Raw genomic sequence first — 16,311 nt, forward strand, 5'->3', positions numbered from 1 at the left:
TCGAGGGGGCGCGTGCGCAGGGCCTCGACCACGGCCGGCGTGATGTCCACGAGCTCGTAGCGCGCGAAAACGCCCTCGGCGGTGGCCACATCCGCCCCATCCGCAACCGCTCCCGCCGTCGGGCCGGACGCAGGAAGAATCGAGCAGCCCGAGACCGCGAAGGCGGCGCACAGGAGGAGTGGGACAGTCCGCATCCAGATGGCTCGCCGCGTTCTCACGCATGCTGCCTATCCGAAAGGCGGCCGGGTGTCCGTGGCGGGGGGGTCACAGTCCGGCCCGGACCCGGCCGGGGCGGGACGATCGTCCCCGCTCCGCACAGCCCGGCGCCGAGGCGACAAGAGCACAGGCATGCCCGAAATCAATCCCGCGCGCCGCCGGACGGGCGGGAAAGATTGCCCTCGTCAGTTCCGGCGCGATAGTCTGCCGCGGAAACACAACAGAACCGCCCGGATGCCGCGCGCGGAACACTGATTCCACACGGGGGACGAGACGGCGCGCCATGACCTCCCCCTTGAGCTACACGCCGCCCGACCTCCAGCCCTCCCGGCCCGGTCCCGTGCGGCGGCGGCACGTCTTCTACATCCCCGGCTACGATCCCGAGGGCCGCACCCGCTACCGCCTGCTGTTCGTGCGCGAGTTGACCCGCCGGACGAAGCGCTTCGGTGAAGGCAAGCGGGCGATCTCGCCGGCCTCCCTGAGCGAGTGCGGCCTCGTCCAGAGCTGGCGGGTGGGCGCCCACGCGCAGACGAACGGCGCCGAGACCAGCTACGACGTGCTCCTGTGGGACGACATCGTCGCGCGCGACTTCGCCCGTCCCCGCGCGCTGAGCGTCGCGCTGCTGCTCGCGGGCACGACCCACTGCATCGTCGCGGGGGCCATGGCCCGGTTCTACCGGCTCAACTGGAAATACGGCAACGTCATCCTCTATCCCTTCGTGATGGTGCTGCTGCTGGCGCTGGTCTCCGTCGTCCTCGGCATGGTCGTCCACGACCATCTCGGGGACCGCTTCGGCCACAGCATGCGGCTTCCGCTCTGGGCGAGCGTGCCGGCCGCGATCCTCGTCGGCATCCTCTGGATCGCCGCCATCGAGACGCTGCTCAACCGGATCTTCTTCTGGCAGCTCCTCAACGACTGGGTGTTCAACTACCAGCACGGGCAGGGGCGCCGCCCCGACTACGTCCGCCGCCTCGACGTCTTCGCCGACCACATGATCGCCCGCGTCGCCGAACTCGCCGCCGCCGGAGAGGCGGTGGACGAGGTGATGATCGTCGGCCATTCCTCCGGCGCGCTCACCGCCGTGGAGGTCGCGGCCAGGGTGCTGGCGCGCGATCCCCGGCTCGGGGAGGGGGCCACGAACCTCGCCCTCGTCACCCTCGGCTCGGGGCTGCCGCTGGTCGCCATCCAGCCGCAGGCGGCGGCCCTGCGCGAGGAGGTCAAGGCGCTGGTGACGAGCCCACGGCTGGTCTGGCTCGACGTCCAGGCCCCGCAGGACTGGATGAACTTCCCCGGCTTCATCCCGCAGAAGGATCTCGCCCTCGATCTCGGCGACGCGCCGGTGGCCAACCCCCTCGTGCGCTCGGCCTGCTTCCGCGAGATCCTGAGCCCGGAGACCTATGCCAGGGTCAAGAACCGGCCCTTCCGGATGCATTTCCAGTTCCTGCTCGCCAACGACGTGCCCGGCGCCTACGACTTTTTCTCCATGACCCTCGGCCCCCAGCGCCTGCGCGAGCGCGTGCTGGAGCCGATCGTCGAACGCCCGCTCGTCCTGCGTCCCCAGGCGGAGGGCGGGCCGGAGGTGCCCCCCGTCTGCCCGCCCGCCGCCGGCGTCGCGGCCTGACGCCGCAAATCCTCGCCGCCCCCCTTGCCGGGCCGTGCCGGCGCCCAAGCTTGGGCCGGTGGTCTCGCGCGAACCTCCTTCAGGGTCCGGCCGGACGCCCCCGCGCATCGTCGTGGTGATGGGCGTATCCGGCTCGGGCAAGAGCACCGTCGGGGAGGCGCTCGCGCGGCGTCTCGGCTGGCCCTTCCTCGACGCGGACGATCTCCACACTCCCGCCCATGTCGCCCTGATGCGCAGCGGCCAGGCCCTCACCGACGCCGAGCGCGCGCCCTGGCTCGCCGCCGTGGCGGCCTGGATCGGGACGCGCCTCGATGCGGGCGGAACGGGCATCGTCGCCTGCTCGGCCCTGCGCCGGCGCTATCGCGACGTCCTCGTCGCCGGACGGCCGGAAGTCCGTTTCGCCTATCTGAAGGGCGATCCGGCCCTCGTGGCGGCCCGCATCGGGGCGCGGCACGGACATTTCATGCCGCCGAGCCTGCTCGCCAGCCAGTTCGCGACGCTGGAGGAGCCCACGGCCGACGAGGCAGCGGCGACGGTGCCGATCGAGGGCACGCCGGAGGCCCTCGCCGGCACCATCGCGCGCCGGCTCGGCCTCATGCCGCCGGAGGGAGATGCACACGCATGACGAGCACCGATCCGCATCCGCACCCCGTCGCCCTCGTGGTCTCGGACATCGACGGCACCCTCGTCACCTCCGGCAAGCGATTGACCGCAGCGACCCGCGAGGCGGTCCGCCGGCTGAGCGCGGCCGGCATCGCCTTCACCGTGGCCTCGGCCCGCCCGCCCATCGGACTGAAAGGCATCGCGGCGGAGCTCGGCCTGAGCCTGCCCATGGGCGCCTTCAACGGGGCGAGCGTGGTCGCGCCCGATCTCTCGGTTCTCTCCGAGACCCTGATCCCGGCCGAGACGGCGCGCGCGGCCGCCGCCCGCCTGACGGCGGAGGGCGTCGATCTCTGGGTCTTTGCGCGCGGGCAATGGGCGCTGAGGGACGGATCGGCGCCCTATACCGACGTGGAGCGGCGCACCCTCGACGCGGAGCCGACGATCGTCTCCGACCTGTCGCCTCTGCTCGAGGCCGCGTCCAAGATCGTCGGCGTGAGCGGCGATGCCGGAACCCTCGCGGCGCTCGAGGAGACGATGGCCGACGCCTTCCGGGGACGCGCCGTGATCCACCGCTCGCAGCCCTACTATCTCGACGTGACCCCGCCCGGCATCGACAAGGGCGGCTTCGTGGAGGCGATCGCGGCGCGGCTCGGCATCGCGCGGGAGGCGGTCGCGGTGCTGGGCGACGCGGGCAACGACCGCGCGATGTTCGCCCGCGCCGGCCTCTCCATCGCCATGGGCAACGCCGAGGAGCGGGTGAAGGCGGCGGCCTCCCGCGTCACCCTCGCCAACGACGCGGACGGCTTCGCCTCGGCGGTCGAGCGCTTCATCCTGCCCGCGAAACGCGCCGGAAACCCGTGACCGGCCGCCCTGTGGCGCGGTAAGCACAGCCGGCTCGTCACGGCGAAGCCGCCCCGGCGGCACCGCAGGGCAGCCGCTTTCCAGCCTCAATTCGCCCCGACCTAGACCGTGACGATACGTGCTTCGGGTCCTTGCGAATGAGCCTCCGCCCCCTGTTCCTGGCCGCGATCCTCGCGGGCCTGCCGGCCCCCGTGCTGGCCCAGGCCGCCCGCGACAACATCGACGCGCTGATCGAGCAGCAGGCCAAGGCCCAGAAGGTGCCGGCGAGCTTCATTCACAAGGTCGTCAAGCGGGAGAGCAACTACAACCCGCATGCCAAGGGCGGCAGCGCGCTCGGCCTCATGCAGATCAAGCACGCGACGGCGCGCGGCATGGGCTACAAGGGCGACGCCGCCGGGCTCTACGACCCGGAGACCAACCTGCGCTACGGCGTCGCCTATCTCGCGGGCGCCTACCGCGCCGCGCAGGGCGACCTGGCGCTGGCCTATCAATACTACAACCGCGGCTACTACTTCGCCGCCAAGCGCCTCGGCATCACCACCGACGTCGCCGAGCGGGCCCCGACCCCGGCGCCGGTCGCGCCCGCATCGGGCAGCGCCTTCGCCAGCCTGTTCACCCTGCGCGGCGGCGCGGCCGCCCCCGCCGGCACGGGCGCGGCGCTGGCCTACGCCCCCGACGCCGCCGGGGCGATGCCCACCGAGACGGTCGAGGTGCCGCTGCCGCCCCGCCGCCCCTCCGCCTTCGGGGGAGACGCCGTCCAGATGGCGAGCCTCGCGCCGGCCGCCCTCGCCGACATGTCCGTCACCCCCGCCGCGCCGACGCAGGCAGCCGTCGTCCAGGGCGCCCCGGCCGAGGCCCGGCCGGCGGAGTCCGCCGGCGCCGTCTCCGAGAGCGTGGACGTGCCGCTGCCGCCGCGCCGGCCCTCCGTGCAGATGCTCGCCTCCGTCGGCCGTCCCGTCGCCGTCGCGCGCAAGGCGCCCGCGGAGGCGCCCGTGCTGGAAGCCACGGCGCTGCCGCCGGCCCAGTAGCCGCACTGCGGCAAAAACGCCGCCGGACAGCGCCTTTTCTGGGGCTTGACTGTGACACCGGCCTGGTCGACCGGATATGCCATGCGCTACCGCATTGCGGTATTGCAATATAAGTCATCATTCGACCACAACCGACACGTCTATCTACGAAGCCCGGCACGATGGCGCCATAATCCGGTCGCGTCACGAGGCGCCGGTCATCCTCCGTCAGGGATGGCCGGCCGGATTTGTGCAGGGCACACTCACTGATCGACGGATCGGAAAGACGGGCGACGCCATGACCGGCGCAGGCGAAGACGAAGCGCAGTTCCTGAACGACCTCGGCCGGCGCGTGCGCCACGCGCGCACGGTGCGCGGCCTGTCGCGCAAGCTTCTGTCGCAGACCTCCGGGCTGTCGGAGCGCTACATCGCGCAGCTCGAGAGCGGGCAGGGCAACGTCTCGATCATCCTGCTGCGGCGCGTGGCCAACGCCATGGGCGTGCGGCTCGACGATCTGGTCTCCGGCCAGGAGATCACGCCGGAATGGTCGGTGGTGCGCGATCTCCTCGCCCAGGCGAGCCCGGCCCAGGTCGCCGCGGCCAAGAGCGCCCTTTCCGGTGGGGACCAGGGCGCGTTCGGCGAGCCGCGCCAGCGCGTCGCCGTGGTGGGCCTGCGCGGCGCCGGCAAGTCGACCCTCGGCAAGCTCGCGGCCGAACGGCTCGGCTGGGCCTTCGTGGAGCTGAATGCCGAGATCGAGCGCGAGAACGCCCTGTCCGTGCAGGAGATCTTCGCGATCTACGGCCAGGAGGGATACCGCCGGATGGAGCAGGCGGCCCTGCGCCGCCTCACAGAGCATCCCGGCCCGATGATCCTCGCCACCAGCGGCGGCATCGTCGCCGAGCCCCTGACCTACGACCTCCTGCTCCAGGCGTTCTTCACCATCTGGCTGCGGGCGCGGCCCGAGGAATATATGCAGCGGGTGCGCGACCAGGGGCATCTCGCCGCCACCGGCGACCATGCCACCGCGATGCTGGAGCTGCGCGCCGTGCTGGCGAGCCGTGAGCCGCTCTACGCCCGCGCCTCCTCGGTGGTGGAGACCTCGGACGTCTCCGTGGAAACCATGGTCGACCGTCTCGTGGAGGCCATCGAGGCCCGCTTCGGGGCCTGAGCGGAAGGCGGACGGCCGCCCGTGTCACCGGACGGCCGGGACCGGCCCTTGATAGGGCCGGCTCCCGACCCCAGGGTTAGGAGCCTGACGCGGCGCAGCGAGAAGGCGCTTCGCGCTCCCCGCCGGCCGTGGAGCCCCGTCATTCGGTTCGGGGCGGTTTCGCGCTAGAGTATGTCCAGGAGAAGTGGATCCCGGTTCTCCGTCCGGACATACGGCAGAACAATGGCTTAGAGGCTGTCCGGCGCTTCTGGAAGCGCCGGATAGCTTCTAAGATCGACCTCCGCCGGGATGCCCGGCCGGGGAGGGTGCCCGAGGAGAAGGCCATGTCGGCGAGCCCAGCCATCAGCCCCCCGAAGGGCCAGGACGACACCGTCGCCGGGTTCGATCCGGTCTGGTCGCGCCTGCGCGGGGAGGCCGAGACGGTGCTGCGCGACGAGCCGCAGCTCGCCTCCTTCATCGTCGCGACGATCCTCAACCATCCGACCCTGGAGGGCGCCGTCGCGCATCGCGTGGCGGCCCGGCTCGGCCATCCTTCGCTGCCTTCAGAGCTCGTCGCGCACGGCTTCCACGAGGCCATCGCGGACGATCCGGGCATCGGCCGTGCCTTCCGCGCGGACATCGTCGCCGTGATGGACCGCGACCCCGCCACCTCGCGGGCGATCGAGCCGGTGCTGTATTTCAAGGGTTTCCACGCCCTCCAGGCGCATCGCCTCGCGCATTGGTTCTGGGGACACGGCCGGCGCGACCTCGCGCTCTACCTCCAGAGCCGGTCGTCCGAGGTCTTCCAGTGCGACATCCACCCGGCCGCGCGGATCGGGAAGGGCGTCTTCCTCGACCATGCCACCGGGCTCGTGGTCGGCTCCACCGCCGTCGTCGAGGACGACGTCTCGATCCTGCACGCGGTGACGCTCGGCGGCACCGGCAAGCAGGGCAGCGACCGCCATCCGAAGATCCGGCGCGGCGTGATGATCGGGGCGGGCGCCAAGATCCTGGGCAATATCGAGGTCGGCGCCTGCGCCCGCGTGGCGGCGGGCTCCGTGGTGCTGCGGCCGGTGCCGCCCAACACCACGGTGGTGGGCGTTCCCGCCCGCGTCGTCGGCACCGCCGGCTGCGCCGAGCCCTCCCGCGCCATGGACCAGCTCGTCAGCATGGACGAGTTCATCCACATGGCCGAAGGCATCTGAACGGGCCCGCAGGCCGCAGCCGCGCTTGCCCGCCCGGCGGCGGCGTGGCAATCGACGCGGCGACCGGACACCCCGGCGCCGGCGTCCCGAACCCGGTATCCCGGCGTCCCGCATCCCGACAGCGCGAGAGGCGACAGGCCCGTGAACAAGACCGACATCGCGAAGGTTCAGAACTACCTCCGCCGCACCTTCTCCAACACCAACCTGCGCGTCGTGGCGCGTCCGAAGAAGGACGACTCGGCCGAGGTCTATATCGGCGAGGAGTTCCTCGGCGTGCTCTCCGTCGACGACGAGGACGGCGACCACTCCTTCCAGTTCCAGATGGCGATCCTCGACACCGATCTCGACGAGGACTGAGACGCAGGGCCCCGCGCCGGCCGAACGGCCTGTGCACGGGGTTAACCCTGACGAAGGGTTGCGCTTAACCTTTCGTTAAGGGTCGGTCTAAGCTGCGCGCGTCCTCCAAGACGTGTGGCGCGCGCATGACCCTCACCCCCTCGGCGATCGAGCACCTCCAGACCCTGTGCATCGGCCTGGCCCTGTCCGGGCTTCTCGCCAGCGCCTTCGAGCTGTTCACGGCGCGGCGCGCCAGCTTCAGCCTGCTGGAGGCCGGCGGGGTCTCGGCGGTGGCGGTGCTGCCGGTGCTGGCTTTCTCGGCCCCCTTCATCATCCTTCGCAACACCGTGAAGGGCCGCCGCCTCGAGCGCCGCCCGATCCCCTTCGTGATGCTGGCGACGATGATCGCCTGCGGCTGGAGCCTGCTCTCCGGCCGGGTCGCTGTGGATCTCGCCGCCCTGCTCGTCGGGGCCTGAGGGGCCTCAGCGGTTGGCCGTCGCCACCGGCGAATCGCCGCCGTTGAGCGAGACCCAGGCCGTGCCGTCCTGCCCCTCGCGCTTGATGTAGGTGTAGCCGGTGTTGCGCCAGGACAGGACCACGCTGGTCTTGTTGTCGAGGATGTAGTCGCCCCGGTCCGTGCGCACCATCAGCACCGCGTGGCCCTCGCCGATGTCGTCGATGACGACGGTCATGCGCAGCGCCCGGCGCGGCAACCCGCGCTCTACCAGCATCCGGCGCTTGAGGAGCTGATAGTCCTCGCAGTCGCCGAAGCCGTCGTCGGGATAGTCCCAGCGGTCGACGACGCCCCAATGGGCCTGGTCGGTGATCGGCTTGATCCGGGCGTTGACGCGCCGGTTGACGCTGCCGAGGGTGCGCCAGAGCGCCGTCGTCATGTGGATCCGCGCCGGCTCGGCGGTGTCGACGGTGCATTCCGACGGGCTGCGGGCGCAGAACGCCGTCCAGGCCGCCACCGGACGCACCGTGGGCCCGGTCTCCACCGGCGACGCGCTCTCCGGCTGCTCGGGTCCGGGGCTGGCCTGCGTGGCGGCGCCCCCCAGCATCAGGATGGTTCCGACGAGGCCCAGGGCGGCGGCGCGGCGGCCCCGGCTGGCCGCGGCCTGGACGAATGAGCGGTCCTCCCCGCCGAAGCGACCGAGACCGTCGAGAACCGCGTGCCGCATGGTGGGATGCCCCGCCGGCTTTTGCTCAGGCGGCAAAGCTCGCATGGGCCGGCGGGCGGCTCAATGGAAAAATGAAGGAGGCTTTAACGCGGCAAGTCCGGCAAGGTTCCAATCCGGGACGGTGATGCAGACGGGCAACCGCATGCTCGTTTGCTTCCGCCGCGTCACCGGTTTGCGGTGGTGGCGGGGGAGGTGAGGCCGCCGAGGGAGACCCAGGCGACGGCGTCCTGGCTCTCGCGCTTGATGAAGGTGTAGCCGGTCTGGTGCCAGGGCAGGATGGCGCTGGTCTTGTTGTCGAGGATCAGGTCGCCCCGGTCGGTGAGGAGCGCCAGCACCGCGTGGCCCTCGCCCTTCTCGTCGATCACCACGGTCATCCGCATGGCCCGGCGCGGCAGCCCGGCCCTCGCCAGAAGATGGCGCTTGAGGAGCTGGAAGTCCTCGCAATCGCCGATGCCGTCCTCGGCGAGGTCCCAGCGGTCGGGGACGCGCAGGTGGTCCATGTCGGTCATCGCCTCGACCGAGCGGTTCACCTTGCGGTTGACCGCCACGATGCTCGACCACACCGCCGGCGTCAGCGCGATCCGCGACGGCTCGGACGTGTCCACCGCGCATTCCTCCGCGTAGGACCGGCAGAACGACACCCAGGCGACGATCGGCTTGGCCTCGCCCAGCGGCATCGCGGCGACGGTCGGCTCGGGCAGGAGGGGAAGGCCCTGCGCCCGCGCCGTGCCGGCGAAGCCGAGCCCGGCCATCAGCGCCGTGAACCCGAGTGCGATCTTCGTCCTGCTGCGCATTGCGGCCATCTCCGTCCAGTTCGGACAGATTGCCGCCACGCCGGCTGCGCCCCGCTGAAGCCGATCCGCGCAATTTTATCGATTCGCCGGCCGGGCCATGTGGGCTCGCAACACCGGGAACGAGAGGACAGCCGATTGCCGCGCAATCGCGGGGTCGCGGTGAGGATCGGGAAACCCTGTGCCGGCGCCGCCGAGCCGGAGCCCGGCCCGTTCCTCAGAGGACCAGGCCGTCGTGGAAGCGGTCGGCCGAGATCGGCAGCAGGAACTGCACGCCGAAGCCGCCCTCGAAATAGCGCACCACGCGGGCCGGGGTCGATCCCACGGTGATCGCCGCGCCGATCTCTGGCCGCGCCCCGCTGGCGATGGCCGCGCCCGACATCGAGAAGTCGATGATCCGCGCGAAGGCCGTGCGGCCGCCCTCGAAGCGCAGGCCGATCCCGGCCTGCACCGGCACGAGACGCTCGTAGCTGCGGCCCTCGGGCAGGCCGAGGCTGTCGCGGTTGGCGAGCCAGGTGAGCTGCGAGGCGATCTTGTCGCGCTTGCGCGGCGTGGCGTTGAGCTGGACGGCGAAGCCCGTCGGCATCAGGCGCACGATGGCGCCCTCGATACGGCCGATCTGCTCGAGATAGAGCACGACCCGCTCCCCCAGTTCGCCGAGCACGGCGCAGGTGAGGCGCACGCCCCCCGGCGACATGTCGACGGTCTGGCACGGGAACTCGCGACGGTCGGACAGCATGTAGCGGCCGAGCAGGGCCACGCTCACGCGCTGGTGGCGGCGGCTGTCCGAGGCGAGCATGGCGCGCGAGGCGAGGGGCGCGGTATGGGCGGCGACCGTGATCATGAAGTCGACCAGGGCCTCCGTAGCCGTCGATTCGAGCGCTCTCGTTCTAGCGTCGCGAGGGTTACGAAAGACCTTCCGGGATCCCTCGCATCCGAGGGAAACCGTTCAGGCGCGCCCGCCCCGATGGACGAGGAGATGGCCCCGGCGCAGGGGCAGGCTGTCATTGGCGGGAAGCGGCAGATCGCGCAGGGAGGCGGCCGCGTCCGGCGCCGCGCGCTCGCGGGTGGGGCCGAGGACCCTCAGGGAGGTGGTGACGAGCCCGGTGACGGGCCTGAGGCCGAGCCACGGGGGAATCCCGGCGGGGCTGAGCGAGCCGAGCATGCGCTCCTGCGTCCGGCCCTGGTGGCGCAGCGGCAGCAGCAGCAGCTCGAGATCGAGGCTCTCGCCGCGCTCCGTGGTGGCGCGGATGCCGGCCACCACCCCGGCGGTGTCCTCGCCCACGATCTCGACGAGGCGCCAGGGGCCGGGGGTGCCCCCCCTGTCAGCCCCGCCCCAGAGATCGGCGAACGGCGTTCCCTTCAGCTCGCGCCCGAACAGGGCGCAGACCCGCGTGCCGGCGAGCCGCAGGCGGGCGCTGCGGGTCGGCATGTCGACTTCGAGGACGAGGCTGTCGGCCAGGAGGCCGCGAATCTCGCCGGGCTCGATCTCGGCGCGCTCGGGGGCGGCGCGCTCGCCGCGCAGGCGGTCCCAGTAGCCGTGGAGCAGGCGGCTCGTCGGATGCTTCATGATATCCCGGATCGGTACGCTGGCGTTTCGGGCTCGTCCCTGAACGAACCGCCGCCGGGGAAGGTCTGGCCCGCCCGGCGCCGGCTCGACCGTGCCGCCGCACACCCTATGCCCCGCCCCGGAGCGGGGCGCGGGTAACTTTTCGTTAGGGTTAACGAGCTGTTGATGACGCCCCCGCCGACGCCGCGACCGGCCGCCGCGACGGGGCGAGGGGGGCTTGCCCGCCCGCGCGCGGCACCGACATGGTGGCGGCATGGATGCCTCCCCCGATTTCCCGCGCCAGAGCCGCGTGCCCGTCTTCAACATGCCGGGCGTCGTCACCGCCTCCATCGGCGTGCTGATGGCGATCCAGGCGCTGCGCGAGTTCGTGCTGCCCGACGAATGGGACATCCGCGCCGTCATCGCGCTCGCCCTCCTGCCGGCGCGCTGGACGGTCTCCCTCGACCCCTCGAAGGTGGAGGCGGTGGTGAAAGCGGCGGCGGCCGCCTCCGATCCGCAGGTGGCGGCCGCGCGGGAAGCCTTCGCGCGCTACGTCGCGGCCAATCCCGAGGCCATGCCCTGGACCTTCGCCACCTACGCGCTGCTGCACGGCTCGTGGATGCATGTCCTCTTCAACTGCGTCTGGCTCGCCGCCTTCGGCTCGCCCGTGGCGCGGCGCTGCGGGGCGTGGCGCTACGGGGCGCTGGCGCTCGCCGGCACGGTGGCGGGGGGCATCGCCCATGTCCTCGTCGATCCCTTCAGCACGGCGCCGCTGGTGGGCGCCTCGGCCGGAGTCTCCGCGCTCATGGCCGCCGCCGCGCGCTTCGTGTTCCAGCCGCCGCCCGAGGGCGGCTACGGCACGCGCCCCTGGCAGCTGCCGCCGCGCCGCCCGCCGGAGACGATCCCCGAGCTGATGCGCAACCGCACGGCCCTGACCTTCCTGCTGATCTGGCTCGCCACGAACCTGTTGTTCGGAGTGATCTCCCTGCCGCTGGGGGTAGAGAGCGCGGCCGTCGCCTGGGACGCGCATCTCGGCGGATTCGTCGCCGGGTTCTTCCTGTTCCCGTTCCTCGACGGCGGCAACCGGCACGCCTGAGCCGGCTCAAGCCGAGCTTTTTTTGCAACCCCCTGCCGCGTGGGGCGCTTGCCTTCGGGACGGGAGCGCCACACACTCGCCGCGATCGACGATGTGCCGGGATCCAACCCGGCCGGGTCAACGGCATCGGACGGCGCCGCGGGCTGACGGCGCTCCAACGGTCCAGGGAGGAACGATCATGACCGTCGCACGCATCATCGCAGAGAAGGGAAGCTCCGTCGTCACGGTGCAGCCGGACCGGACCCTGGATCAGGCGATCCATCTCCTGGCCGAGAAGCGCATCGGCGCCGTCGTGGTCTCGGACGGGCATGGCGGCATCGCCGGCATCCTTTCCGAGCGCGACATCATGCGCGCGCTCGCGAGCCACGGCGGCGCGGCCTTCGATCAGCCGCTGGCGAACTTCATGACCGCCAACGTCACCACCTGCACGCGCCAGACCTCGGTCGAGGACGTGATGGAGCTGATGACCGAGGGCCGCTTCCGCCACCTGCCCGTCTGCGAGAATGGCAAGCTCGTCGGGCTCGTCTCCATCGGCGACGTGGTCAAGCGCCGGATCGCGGCCGTCGAAGCCGAGCATCAGGCCATGCGCGACTACATCACCATGGCGTGAGGCTGTCCCGGCCGGCTGCTCTCGGAAGCCCACGCGGCGCCCGAGTGCAGCCCGCCATCCTCGCGGACGAGGCGGTCCGCCTCAGGCGCGGGCTTCCGCGCCTTCCAGCGCGGCGCGGATGCGGGGCAGGGCGGCACGGGCGGCCTGACGGCCCAGCGCGATGGCCTCCCCCGCGCGGTGGAACTCGAACTGTCCCATGTCGGCGAGCTTCGGAGCGATGGCGACGTCGGGCGGGTGCTGCTCGAGCCGCGCCCGCGATATCCGGTCCTGGGTGATGTTGAAGGCATCGAACATCACCCGTCCGATGCCCGGCGCGCGCGGGCCCTCGTCGCGGCGGCTGGACAGGAAACGGCCGCCGCCCATGGCGCGCAGGAAGCGCCAGCGCCGCTCCTCCACCACCTCGGAGGCGATGGCGGCGAGCGTCTCGTCCTCGGGCTCGATCACCCGGCCGCTGCGCACACGCGGGTCGCAGTTGAGATTGACGCAGATCACCATCTCGGCCCCGAGCGCGCGCGCGAGGCTGACGGGCACCGGGTTCACCAGGGTGCCGTCCATGAGCAGCCGGCCGCCCAGCGCCACCGGCGGGAAGATGCCGGGCAGGGCGTAGGAGGCGCGCAGGCTCTCGACCAGGGCGCCGCGCGTCAGCCAGACCTCGTGGCCGGTGCCGAGCTCGGTGGCGACGCTGGCGAAGCGGATCGGCAGGGAATCGAGATCGCGCCCGGCGAGGTCGCGCTCGAGATGCTTGCGCAGGCGCCGCCCGCCGATGATCCCCGAGCCCGAGAGCCTCACGTCGAGCAGGCCCATCACCCGGCGCTTGGTGAGCGAGCGCGCGAAGGCGGTCAGCACGTCGAGCTTGCCGGCGGCGTAGCAGCCCCCGACCACGGCGCCGATGGAGCAGCCCGCCACCACCTCGGGATAGATCCCGGCTTCCTCCAGCCCCTCGATGACGCCGATATGGGCCCAGCCCCGCGCCGAGCCGCCCCCGAGCGCCAGGCCGATCCGGGGCCCGCGCCGCACGGGCGCCCGCACGGGCTCGACGATGCCGGCCGGAAACACCTCGCGGGCCGCAGCCGGCGCCCGCTCGTGAAAGGCCGCGACCTCCCAGGGGGCCGAGGCGCTCACGCCTCCAGGGCCCGCAATCGCGCCCGCCCGCCCTCGGGATCGCGCTCGACGGCGCGGTAGAAGCAGGCGCGCCGCCCGGTGTGGCAGCAGCCCCCGTCGCCGCCGACCTCGACGGTGACGAGCAGGGCGTCCTGGTCGCAATCGGTGCGCATCTCGACGACGCGCTGGATCTGCCCGCTGGTGGCGCCCTTGTGCCAGAGCTCGCCGCGCGAGCGCGACCAGTACCAGCATTCCCCCGTCGCCAGGGTGCGGGCCAGGGACTCGGCGTTCATGTGGGCGAGCATCAGCACCCGCCCGTCACGGGCATCGACGGCGATGCAGGCGATCAGGCCGTTCGCGTCGAAGCGCGGCTGGAACGAGGTGCCTTCCTCGATCTCGGATGTCGTGCCCGGCGCGTCGAAGGGCAGCAGGGTCGTGGCGCTCATGATGTCCGGCAAGCCGCGATGATCCGGCTCAGGCCTTGCCGCCGCGCACCAGGGTCAGGAAGCGCACCTGCTCGTTGGCGTTGTCGCGGAAGACGCCGCGGAACTGGCTGGTGACGGTGGAGACGCCCGCCTTCTGCACCCCGCGCATGGCCATGCAGAGATGCTCGGCCTCGACCATCACGGCGACGCCGCGCGGCTCCAGGATGCTCTCGATCACGTCGGCGATCTGCGCCGACATGGTCTCCTGGGTCTGGAGGCGGCGGGCGAAGGTGTCGACCACGCGGGCGAGCTTCGAGAGGCCGACCACGCCCTTGGAGGGATAGTAGGCGATATGCGCCAGCCCCATGAACGGCACCATGTGGTGCTCGCAATGGGAATAGAACGGGATGTCGCGCACCAGCACGATGTCGGAATAGCCCTCGACCTCCTCGAAGACCCGCTCCAGGAGCGCGCCCGCATCCTGATCGTAGCCGGAGAAGAGCTGGCCGTAGGCCTTGGCGACGCGCGCGGGCGTGTCGCGCAGGCCCTCGCGGTTCGGATCGTCGCCGGCCCAGCGCAGCAGGGTGCGCACGGCGGCCTCGGCCTCCTCGCGGCTCGGGCGGCCGAGCGCGATGCCCTCGGGAACGCGGGTGAGGGAGGACGGCTCCGGCGCGAGTTCGGGGGGCGCCTCGACGGGGCGCTCGTTGTCGTTGCGCATCGGGTTCAGCCCCCGCCCGTCTTCGGCGATCCGGTACGACAGGGATTTGAGGGCGGCATCCATGGCATCTCCCGCCAGGGCGATCCGCGTCGGCATCGTCTTGGCGTCGGGCTTGGCATACATTGTCTGACCGTCCTGGGCGTGGACCCTGCTGGAGTCGAGTGCCCGGACCGGAAACGATGAATCCGGGGCCCTGGGCGCGGCGCCGGTCGACAGGCCGCCTCCTCGCGAAGCGGCACGATCACGCCTATATCGTCGTTCTCGCGTCCGTGCGCAATGCGCGGCCCGCGCATCAGACAACCGAGAGCCGAAACCCTTGAGCCGGCTGGGCAAGCCTCATCTCTTGGGACGGCGAGGCGAACCCATGCTCGACGACATCTACAACCGCCGCATCCTCGAGCTCGCCGCCGACATCCCCCGGCTCGGGCGGCTCGCGGCGCCGGACGCCACCGCCACGGCGCATTCGAAGCTCTGCGGCTCCACCGTCACCGTCGACCTCAGCCTCGGGGAGGACGGCCGCGTCTCCGATTTCGCCCATGACGTGAAGGCCTGCGCGCTCGGCCAGGCCTCCTCCTCGCTGATGGCCCGGCATGTCGTCGGCGCCGCGCCCGCGGACTTGCGGAGCCTTCGCGAGCAGATGCGCGCCATGCTCAAGCAGAACGGGCCGCTGCCCGAAGGCCCCTATGCCGATTTCGCGGTGTTCGAGCCGGTGCGCGACTTCAAGGCGCGCCACGCTTCGACCCTGCTGACCTTCGACGCCGTGGTGGACGCCCTCGACCGGATCGCGGCCCGCGCCGGCCCCGCGCCGCAGGCCGCCGAGTAGCGCCATGCTGCTGCGCCGGGCCGCGCATCTCGCGATCCGCGCCTACCAGCTCACCCTGTCGAGCCTCGTCGGGCGCCAGTGCCGGCACTGGCCGTCCTGCTCGGACTACACCGACCGGGCGATCCAGCGGCACGGGCTCTGGCCCGGCGGCTGGATCGGATTCTCCCGCATCTGCCGCTGCGGCCCCTTCGGCACCCACGGCATCGACCTCGTGCCGGAGCGCCTGCCGGACCGGGCGCGCTGGTTCCTGCCCTGGCGCTACGGCCGCTGGCGCGGCGTCGAGGCGCCGCCCTCGCCGTTCGTGTGCGAAGGGGTGGCGGAGGATGCGGGGGGCCGTTAGCGTGCCGATCCTCAAGGCGTCCGGCACTGGAGGCGACGCATGGCGGAGACGGAAGCGATGCGGCAGCGCGACGACAACCTGCGGTCCGCCGGGCTGCGGCCGGTCGAAGTCTGGCTGCCCGACACGCGCACGGAGATATTCGCCGCCGAATGCGCACGGCAGGCACGGCTGATCCGCAACATGCAGGGTTCGGCCGAAACGGACGAGGACGAAGCCTGGTTCGCGGCATCGGACCGAGCCGGCTGGACGGCGTGAGACGCGGCGACCTGGTGACGGTCGCCCTGCAAGGCGATCAGGGCAAGCCGCGGCCGGCTCTCGTAATCCAGGCCGATCTCTTCGCCGACCTCCCGGCGGTGACGCTGCTGCCGATCACCGGTACGCTGATCGATGCGCCGCTCCTTTGGATCACGGTGGAGCCGAGCCCTTTCAACGGTCTCGGCAAGCGATCGCAGATCATGATCGACAAGCCGCAGACGCCGCCGCGCAGCAAGATCGGCCTCGTCATCGGACGGCTCGACGACGAGACCATGCTGGCCGTCAATCGCGCCATGGCGGTGTTTCTCGGGATCGTCTGAGGTGTCCTCAAGCGCCTGATTGCGGCAAGAGCGTCGCCGACACGGTTTTCTTCCGCCCTGAAATCGGTCTAAACGGCGCGGCTCATCACACCCCGCTTACCTGCCT

General features: G+C 71.7%; 21 protein-coding genes and 1 pseudogene. 14 read left to right on the forward strand and 8 right to left on the reverse strand.

Features of this window, described 5'->3' with window-relative positions; genetic code table 11:
- Positions 1–194: pseudogene (locus ACP56T_RS18365) on the reverse strand (polysaccharide biosynthesis/export family protein); the annotation flags it as partial.
- 305 nt (positions 195–499) lie between these two features.
- On the opposite strand from ACP56T_RS18365, the gene ACP56T_RS18370 reads away from it, so the two are divergent.
- The 8 genes from ACP56T_RS18370 to ACP56T_RS18405 all read left to right on the forward strand — a co-directional run bounded on the left by ACP56T_RS18370 (position 500) and on the right by ACP56T_RS18405 (position 7,472).
- Positions 500–1,837, forward strand: coding sequence for an alpha/beta hydrolase (locus ACP56T_RS18370; protein WP_430913606.1), 1,338 nt, complete (start codon positions 500–502; stop codon positions 1,835–1,837).
- 58 nt (positions 1,838–1,895) lie between these two features.
- Positions 1,896–2,462 carry a gluconokinase gene (locus ACP56T_RS18375; protein WP_430913607.1) on the forward strand — a complete coding sequence of 189 codons (567 nt, stop codon included), beginning with the start codon at positions 1,896–1,898 and terminating at the stop codon, positions 2,460–2,462.
- Positions 2,459–3,301, forward strand: coding sequence for a Cof-type HAD-IIB family hydrolase (locus ACP56T_RS18380; protein WP_430913608.1), 843 nt, complete (start codon positions 2,459–2,461; stop codon positions 3,299–3,301). Before ACP56T_RS18375 ends, ACP56T_RS18380 begins: the two co-directional genes overlap by 4 nt.
- A 137-nt stretch (positions 3,302–3,438) precedes the next feature.
- Complete coding sequence (locus ACP56T_RS18385; protein ID WP_430913609.1) at positions 3,439–4,329, forward strand: transglycosylase SLT domain-containing protein; 891 nt, start codon at positions 3,439–3,441, stop codon at positions 4,327–4,329.
- A gap of 277 nt (positions 4,330–4,606) precedes the next feature.
- Positions 4,607–5,476 (forward strand): helix-turn-helix transcriptional regulator, encoded by an 870-nt coding sequence (locus tag ACP56T_RS18390; RefSeq protein WP_430913610.1) that lies wholly within the window; start codon positions 4,607–4,609, stop codon positions 5,474–5,476.
- Positions 5,477–5,799: 323 nt separating this feature from the next.
- Complete coding sequence (gene cysE, locus ACP56T_RS18395; RefSeq protein WP_430913611.1) at positions 5,800–6,660, forward strand: serine O-acetyltransferase; 861 nt, start codon at positions 5,800–5,802, stop codon at positions 6,658–6,660.
- A gap of 141 nt (positions 6,661–6,801) precedes the next feature.
- Positions 6,802–7,017: a DUF3126 family protein gene (locus ACP56T_RS18400; RefSeq protein ID WP_430913612.1), complete on the forward strand. Its 216-nt coding sequence runs from the start codon at positions 6,802–6,804 to the stop codon at positions 7,015–7,017.
- 125 nt (positions 7,018–7,142) lie between these two features.
- Positions 7,143–7,472, forward strand: a complete 330-nt coding sequence (locus ACP56T_RS18405; RefSeq protein ID WP_430913613.1) for a DUF6949 family protein — start codon at positions 7,143–7,145, stop codon at positions 7,470–7,472.
- Between the two features lie 6 nt (positions 7,473–7,478).
- Here the strand turns inward: ACP56T_RS18405 and ACP56T_RS18410 are convergent, their stop codons facing one another.
- The 4 genes from ACP56T_RS18410 to ACP56T_RS18425 form a co-directional block, all read right to left on the reverse strand.
- The gene (locus tag ACP56T_RS18410; RefSeq protein ID WP_430913614.1) at positions 7,479–8,177 is read right to left on the reverse strand and encodes a transglutaminase-like cysteine peptidase; all 699 of its coding nucleotides are present in this window, start codon (positions 8,175–8,177) and stop codon (positions 7,479–7,481) included.
- Between the two features lie 164 nt (positions 8,178–8,341).
- Positions 8,342–8,971, reverse strand: a complete 630-nt coding sequence (locus ACP56T_RS18415; RefSeq protein ID WP_430913615.1) for a transglutaminase-like cysteine peptidase — start codon at positions 8,969–8,971, stop codon at positions 8,342–8,344.
- A 214-nt stretch (positions 8,972–9,185) separates the two neighbouring features.
- Entirely contained in the window at positions 9,186–9,812 is a 627-nt protein-coding gene (locus tag ACP56T_RS18420; protein ID WP_430913616.1) for a PilZ domain-containing protein, read from the reverse strand.
- A 105-nt stretch (positions 9,813–9,917) separates the two neighbouring features.
- Positions 9,918–10,538 (reverse strand): PAS domain-containing protein, encoded by a 621-nt coding sequence (locus tag ACP56T_RS18425; RefSeq protein ID WP_430913617.1) that lies wholly within the window; start codon positions 10,536–10,538, stop codon positions 9,918–9,920.
- Positions 10,539–10,791: 253 nt separating this feature from the next.
- Here ACP56T_RS18425 and ACP56T_RS18430 point away from each other — a divergent pair, with 253 nt between their 5' ends.
- Together ACP56T_RS18430 and ACP56T_RS18435 are read left to right on the forward strand one after the other, a co-directional pair.
- Positions 10,792–11,613, forward strand: a complete 822-nt coding sequence (locus ACP56T_RS18430; RefSeq protein WP_430913618.1) for a rhomboid family intramembrane serine protease — start codon at positions 10,792–10,794, stop codon at positions 11,611–11,613.
- A gap of 178 nt (positions 11,614–11,791) precedes the next feature.
- Entirely contained in the window at positions 11,792–12,223 is a 432-nt protein-coding gene (locus tag ACP56T_RS18435) for a CBS domain-containing protein (protein WP_430913620.1), read from the forward strand.
- A gap of 81 nt (positions 12,224–12,304) precedes the next feature.
- Here the strand turns inward: ACP56T_RS18435 and ACP56T_RS18440 are convergent, their stop codons facing one another.
- The 3 genes from ACP56T_RS18440 to folE form a co-directional block, all read right to left on the reverse strand.
- Positions 12,305–13,279, reverse strand: coding sequence for a patatin-like phospholipase family protein (locus ACP56T_RS18440; RefSeq protein WP_430913685.1), 975 nt, complete (start codon positions 13,277–13,279; stop codon positions 12,305–12,307).
- A 62-nt stretch (positions 13,280–13,341) separates the two neighbouring features.
- Entirely contained in the window at positions 13,342–13,770 is a 429-nt protein-coding gene (gene hisI / locus ACP56T_RS18445) for a phosphoribosyl-AMP cyclohydrolase (RefSeq protein ID WP_430913622.1), read from the reverse strand.
- 28 nt (positions 13,771–13,798) lie between these two features.
- Entirely contained in the window at positions 13,799–14,590 is a 792-nt protein-coding gene (folE, locus tag ACP56T_RS18450; protein ID WP_430913623.1) for a GTP cyclohydrolase I FolE, read from the reverse strand.
- Between the two features lie 241 nt (positions 14,591–14,831).
- Between folE and ACP56T_RS18455 the strand changes: the two genes are divergently transcribed.
- Genes ACP56T_RS18455 through ACP56T_RS18470 form a run of 4 tightly spaced genes read left to right on the forward strand, consistent with a single transcriptional unit; the run spans position 14,832 to position 16,205 of the window.
- Entirely contained in the window at positions 14,832–15,290 is a 459-nt protein-coding gene (locus ACP56T_RS18455) for an iron-sulfur cluster assembly scaffold protein (RefSeq protein WP_430913624.1), read from the forward strand.
- A gap of 7 nt (positions 15,291–15,297) precedes the next feature.
- Positions 15,298–15,630 carry a membrane protein insertion efficiency factor YidD gene (gene yidD / locus ACP56T_RS18460; RefSeq protein ID WP_430913686.1) on the forward strand — a complete coding sequence of 111 codons (333 nt, stop codon included), beginning with the start codon at positions 15,298–15,300 and terminating at the stop codon, positions 15,628–15,630.
- A 39-nt stretch (positions 15,631–15,669) separates the two neighbouring features.
- Positions 15,670–15,885 carry an antitoxin MazE-like protein gene (locus ACP56T_RS18465; protein WP_430913625.1) on the forward strand — a complete coding sequence of 72 codons (216 nt, stop codon included), beginning with the start codon at positions 15,670–15,672 and terminating at the stop codon, positions 15,883–15,885.
- Complete coding sequence (locus tag ACP56T_RS18470) at positions 15,882–16,205, forward strand: type II toxin-antitoxin system PemK/MazF family toxin (RefSeq protein WP_430913626.1); 324 nt, start codon at positions 15,882–15,884, stop codon at positions 16,203–16,205. The genes ACP56T_RS18465 and ACP56T_RS18470 overlap by 4 nt, the downstream gene beginning before the upstream one ends.
- Positions 16,206–16,311: the final 106 nt, after the last annotated feature.

Source organism: Methylobacterium endophyticum (assembly GCF_050591105.1).
Taxonomy (GTDB): Bacteria; Pseudomonadota; Alphaproteobacteria; order Rhizobiales; family Beijerinckiaceae; genus Methylobacterium.

Excerpts from the sequence above, each read along its gene's own strand:
- ACP56T_RS18430 (WP_430913618.1), top strand. The coding sequence starts at position 10,792 with ATGGATGCCTCCCCCGATTTCCCGCGCCAGAGCCGCGTGCCCGTCTTC.
- ACP56T_RS18370 (WP_430913606.1), top strand. The coding sequence starts at position 500 with ATGACCTCCCCCTTGAGCTACACGCCGCCCGACCTCCAGCCCTCCCGG.
- ACP56T_RS18380 (WP_430913608.1), top strand. The coding sequence starts at position 2,459 with ATGACGAGCACCGATCCGCATCCGCACCCCGTCGCCCTCGTGGTCTCG.
- folE (WP_430913623.1), bottom strand. The coding sequence starts at position 14,590 with ATGTATGCCAAGCCCGACGCCAAGACGATGCCGACGCGGATCGCCCTG.
- ACP56T_RS18465 (WP_430913625.1), top strand. The coding sequence starts at position 15,670 with ATGGCGGAGACGGAAGCGATGCGGCAGCGCGACGACAACCTGCGGTCC.
- ACP56T_RS18435 (WP_430913620.1), top strand. The coding sequence starts at position 11,792 with ATGACCGTCGCACGCATCATCGCAGAGAAGGGAAGCTCCGTCGTCACG.
- ACP56T_RS18420 (WP_430913616.1), bottom strand. The coding sequence starts at position 9,812 with ATGATCACGGTCGCCGCCCATACCGCGCCCCTCGCCTCGCGCGCCATG.
- ACP56T_RS18425 (WP_430913617.1), bottom strand. The coding sequence starts at position 10,538 with ATGAAGCATCCGACGAGCCGCCTGCTCCACGGCTACTGGGACCGCCTG.
- ACP56T_RS18405 (WP_430913613.1), top strand. The coding sequence starts at position 7,143 with ATGACCCTCACCCCCTCGGCGATCGAGCACCTCCAGACCCTGTGCATC.
- ACP56T_RS18385 (WP_430913609.1), top strand. The coding sequence starts at position 3,439 with ATGAGCCTCCGCCCCCTGTTCCTGGCCGCGATCCTCGCGGGCCTGCCG.
- ACP56T_RS18455 (WP_430913624.1), top strand. The coding sequence starts at position 14,832 with ATGCTCGACGACATCTACAACCGCCGCATCCTCGAGCTCGCCGCCGAC.
- hisI (WP_430913622.1), bottom strand. The coding sequence starts at position 13,770 with ATGAGCGCCACGACCCTGCTGCCCTTCGACGCGCCGGGCACGACATCC.
- ACP56T_RS18415 (WP_430913615.1), bottom strand. The coding sequence starts at position 8,971 with ATGCGCAGCAGGACGAAGATCGCACTCGGGTTCACGGCGCTGATGGCC.
- ACP56T_RS18390 (WP_430913610.1), top strand. The coding sequence starts at position 4,607 with ATGACCGGCGCAGGCGAAGACGAAGCGCAGTTCCTGAACGACCTCGGC.
- ACP56T_RS18410 (WP_430913614.1), bottom strand. The coding sequence starts at position 8,177 with ATGCGGCACGCGGTTCTCGACGGTCTCGGTCGCTTCGGCGGGGAGGAC.
- cysE (WP_430913611.1), top strand. The coding sequence starts at position 5,800 with ATGTCGGCGAGCCCAGCCATCAGCCCCCCGAAGGGCCAGGACGACACC.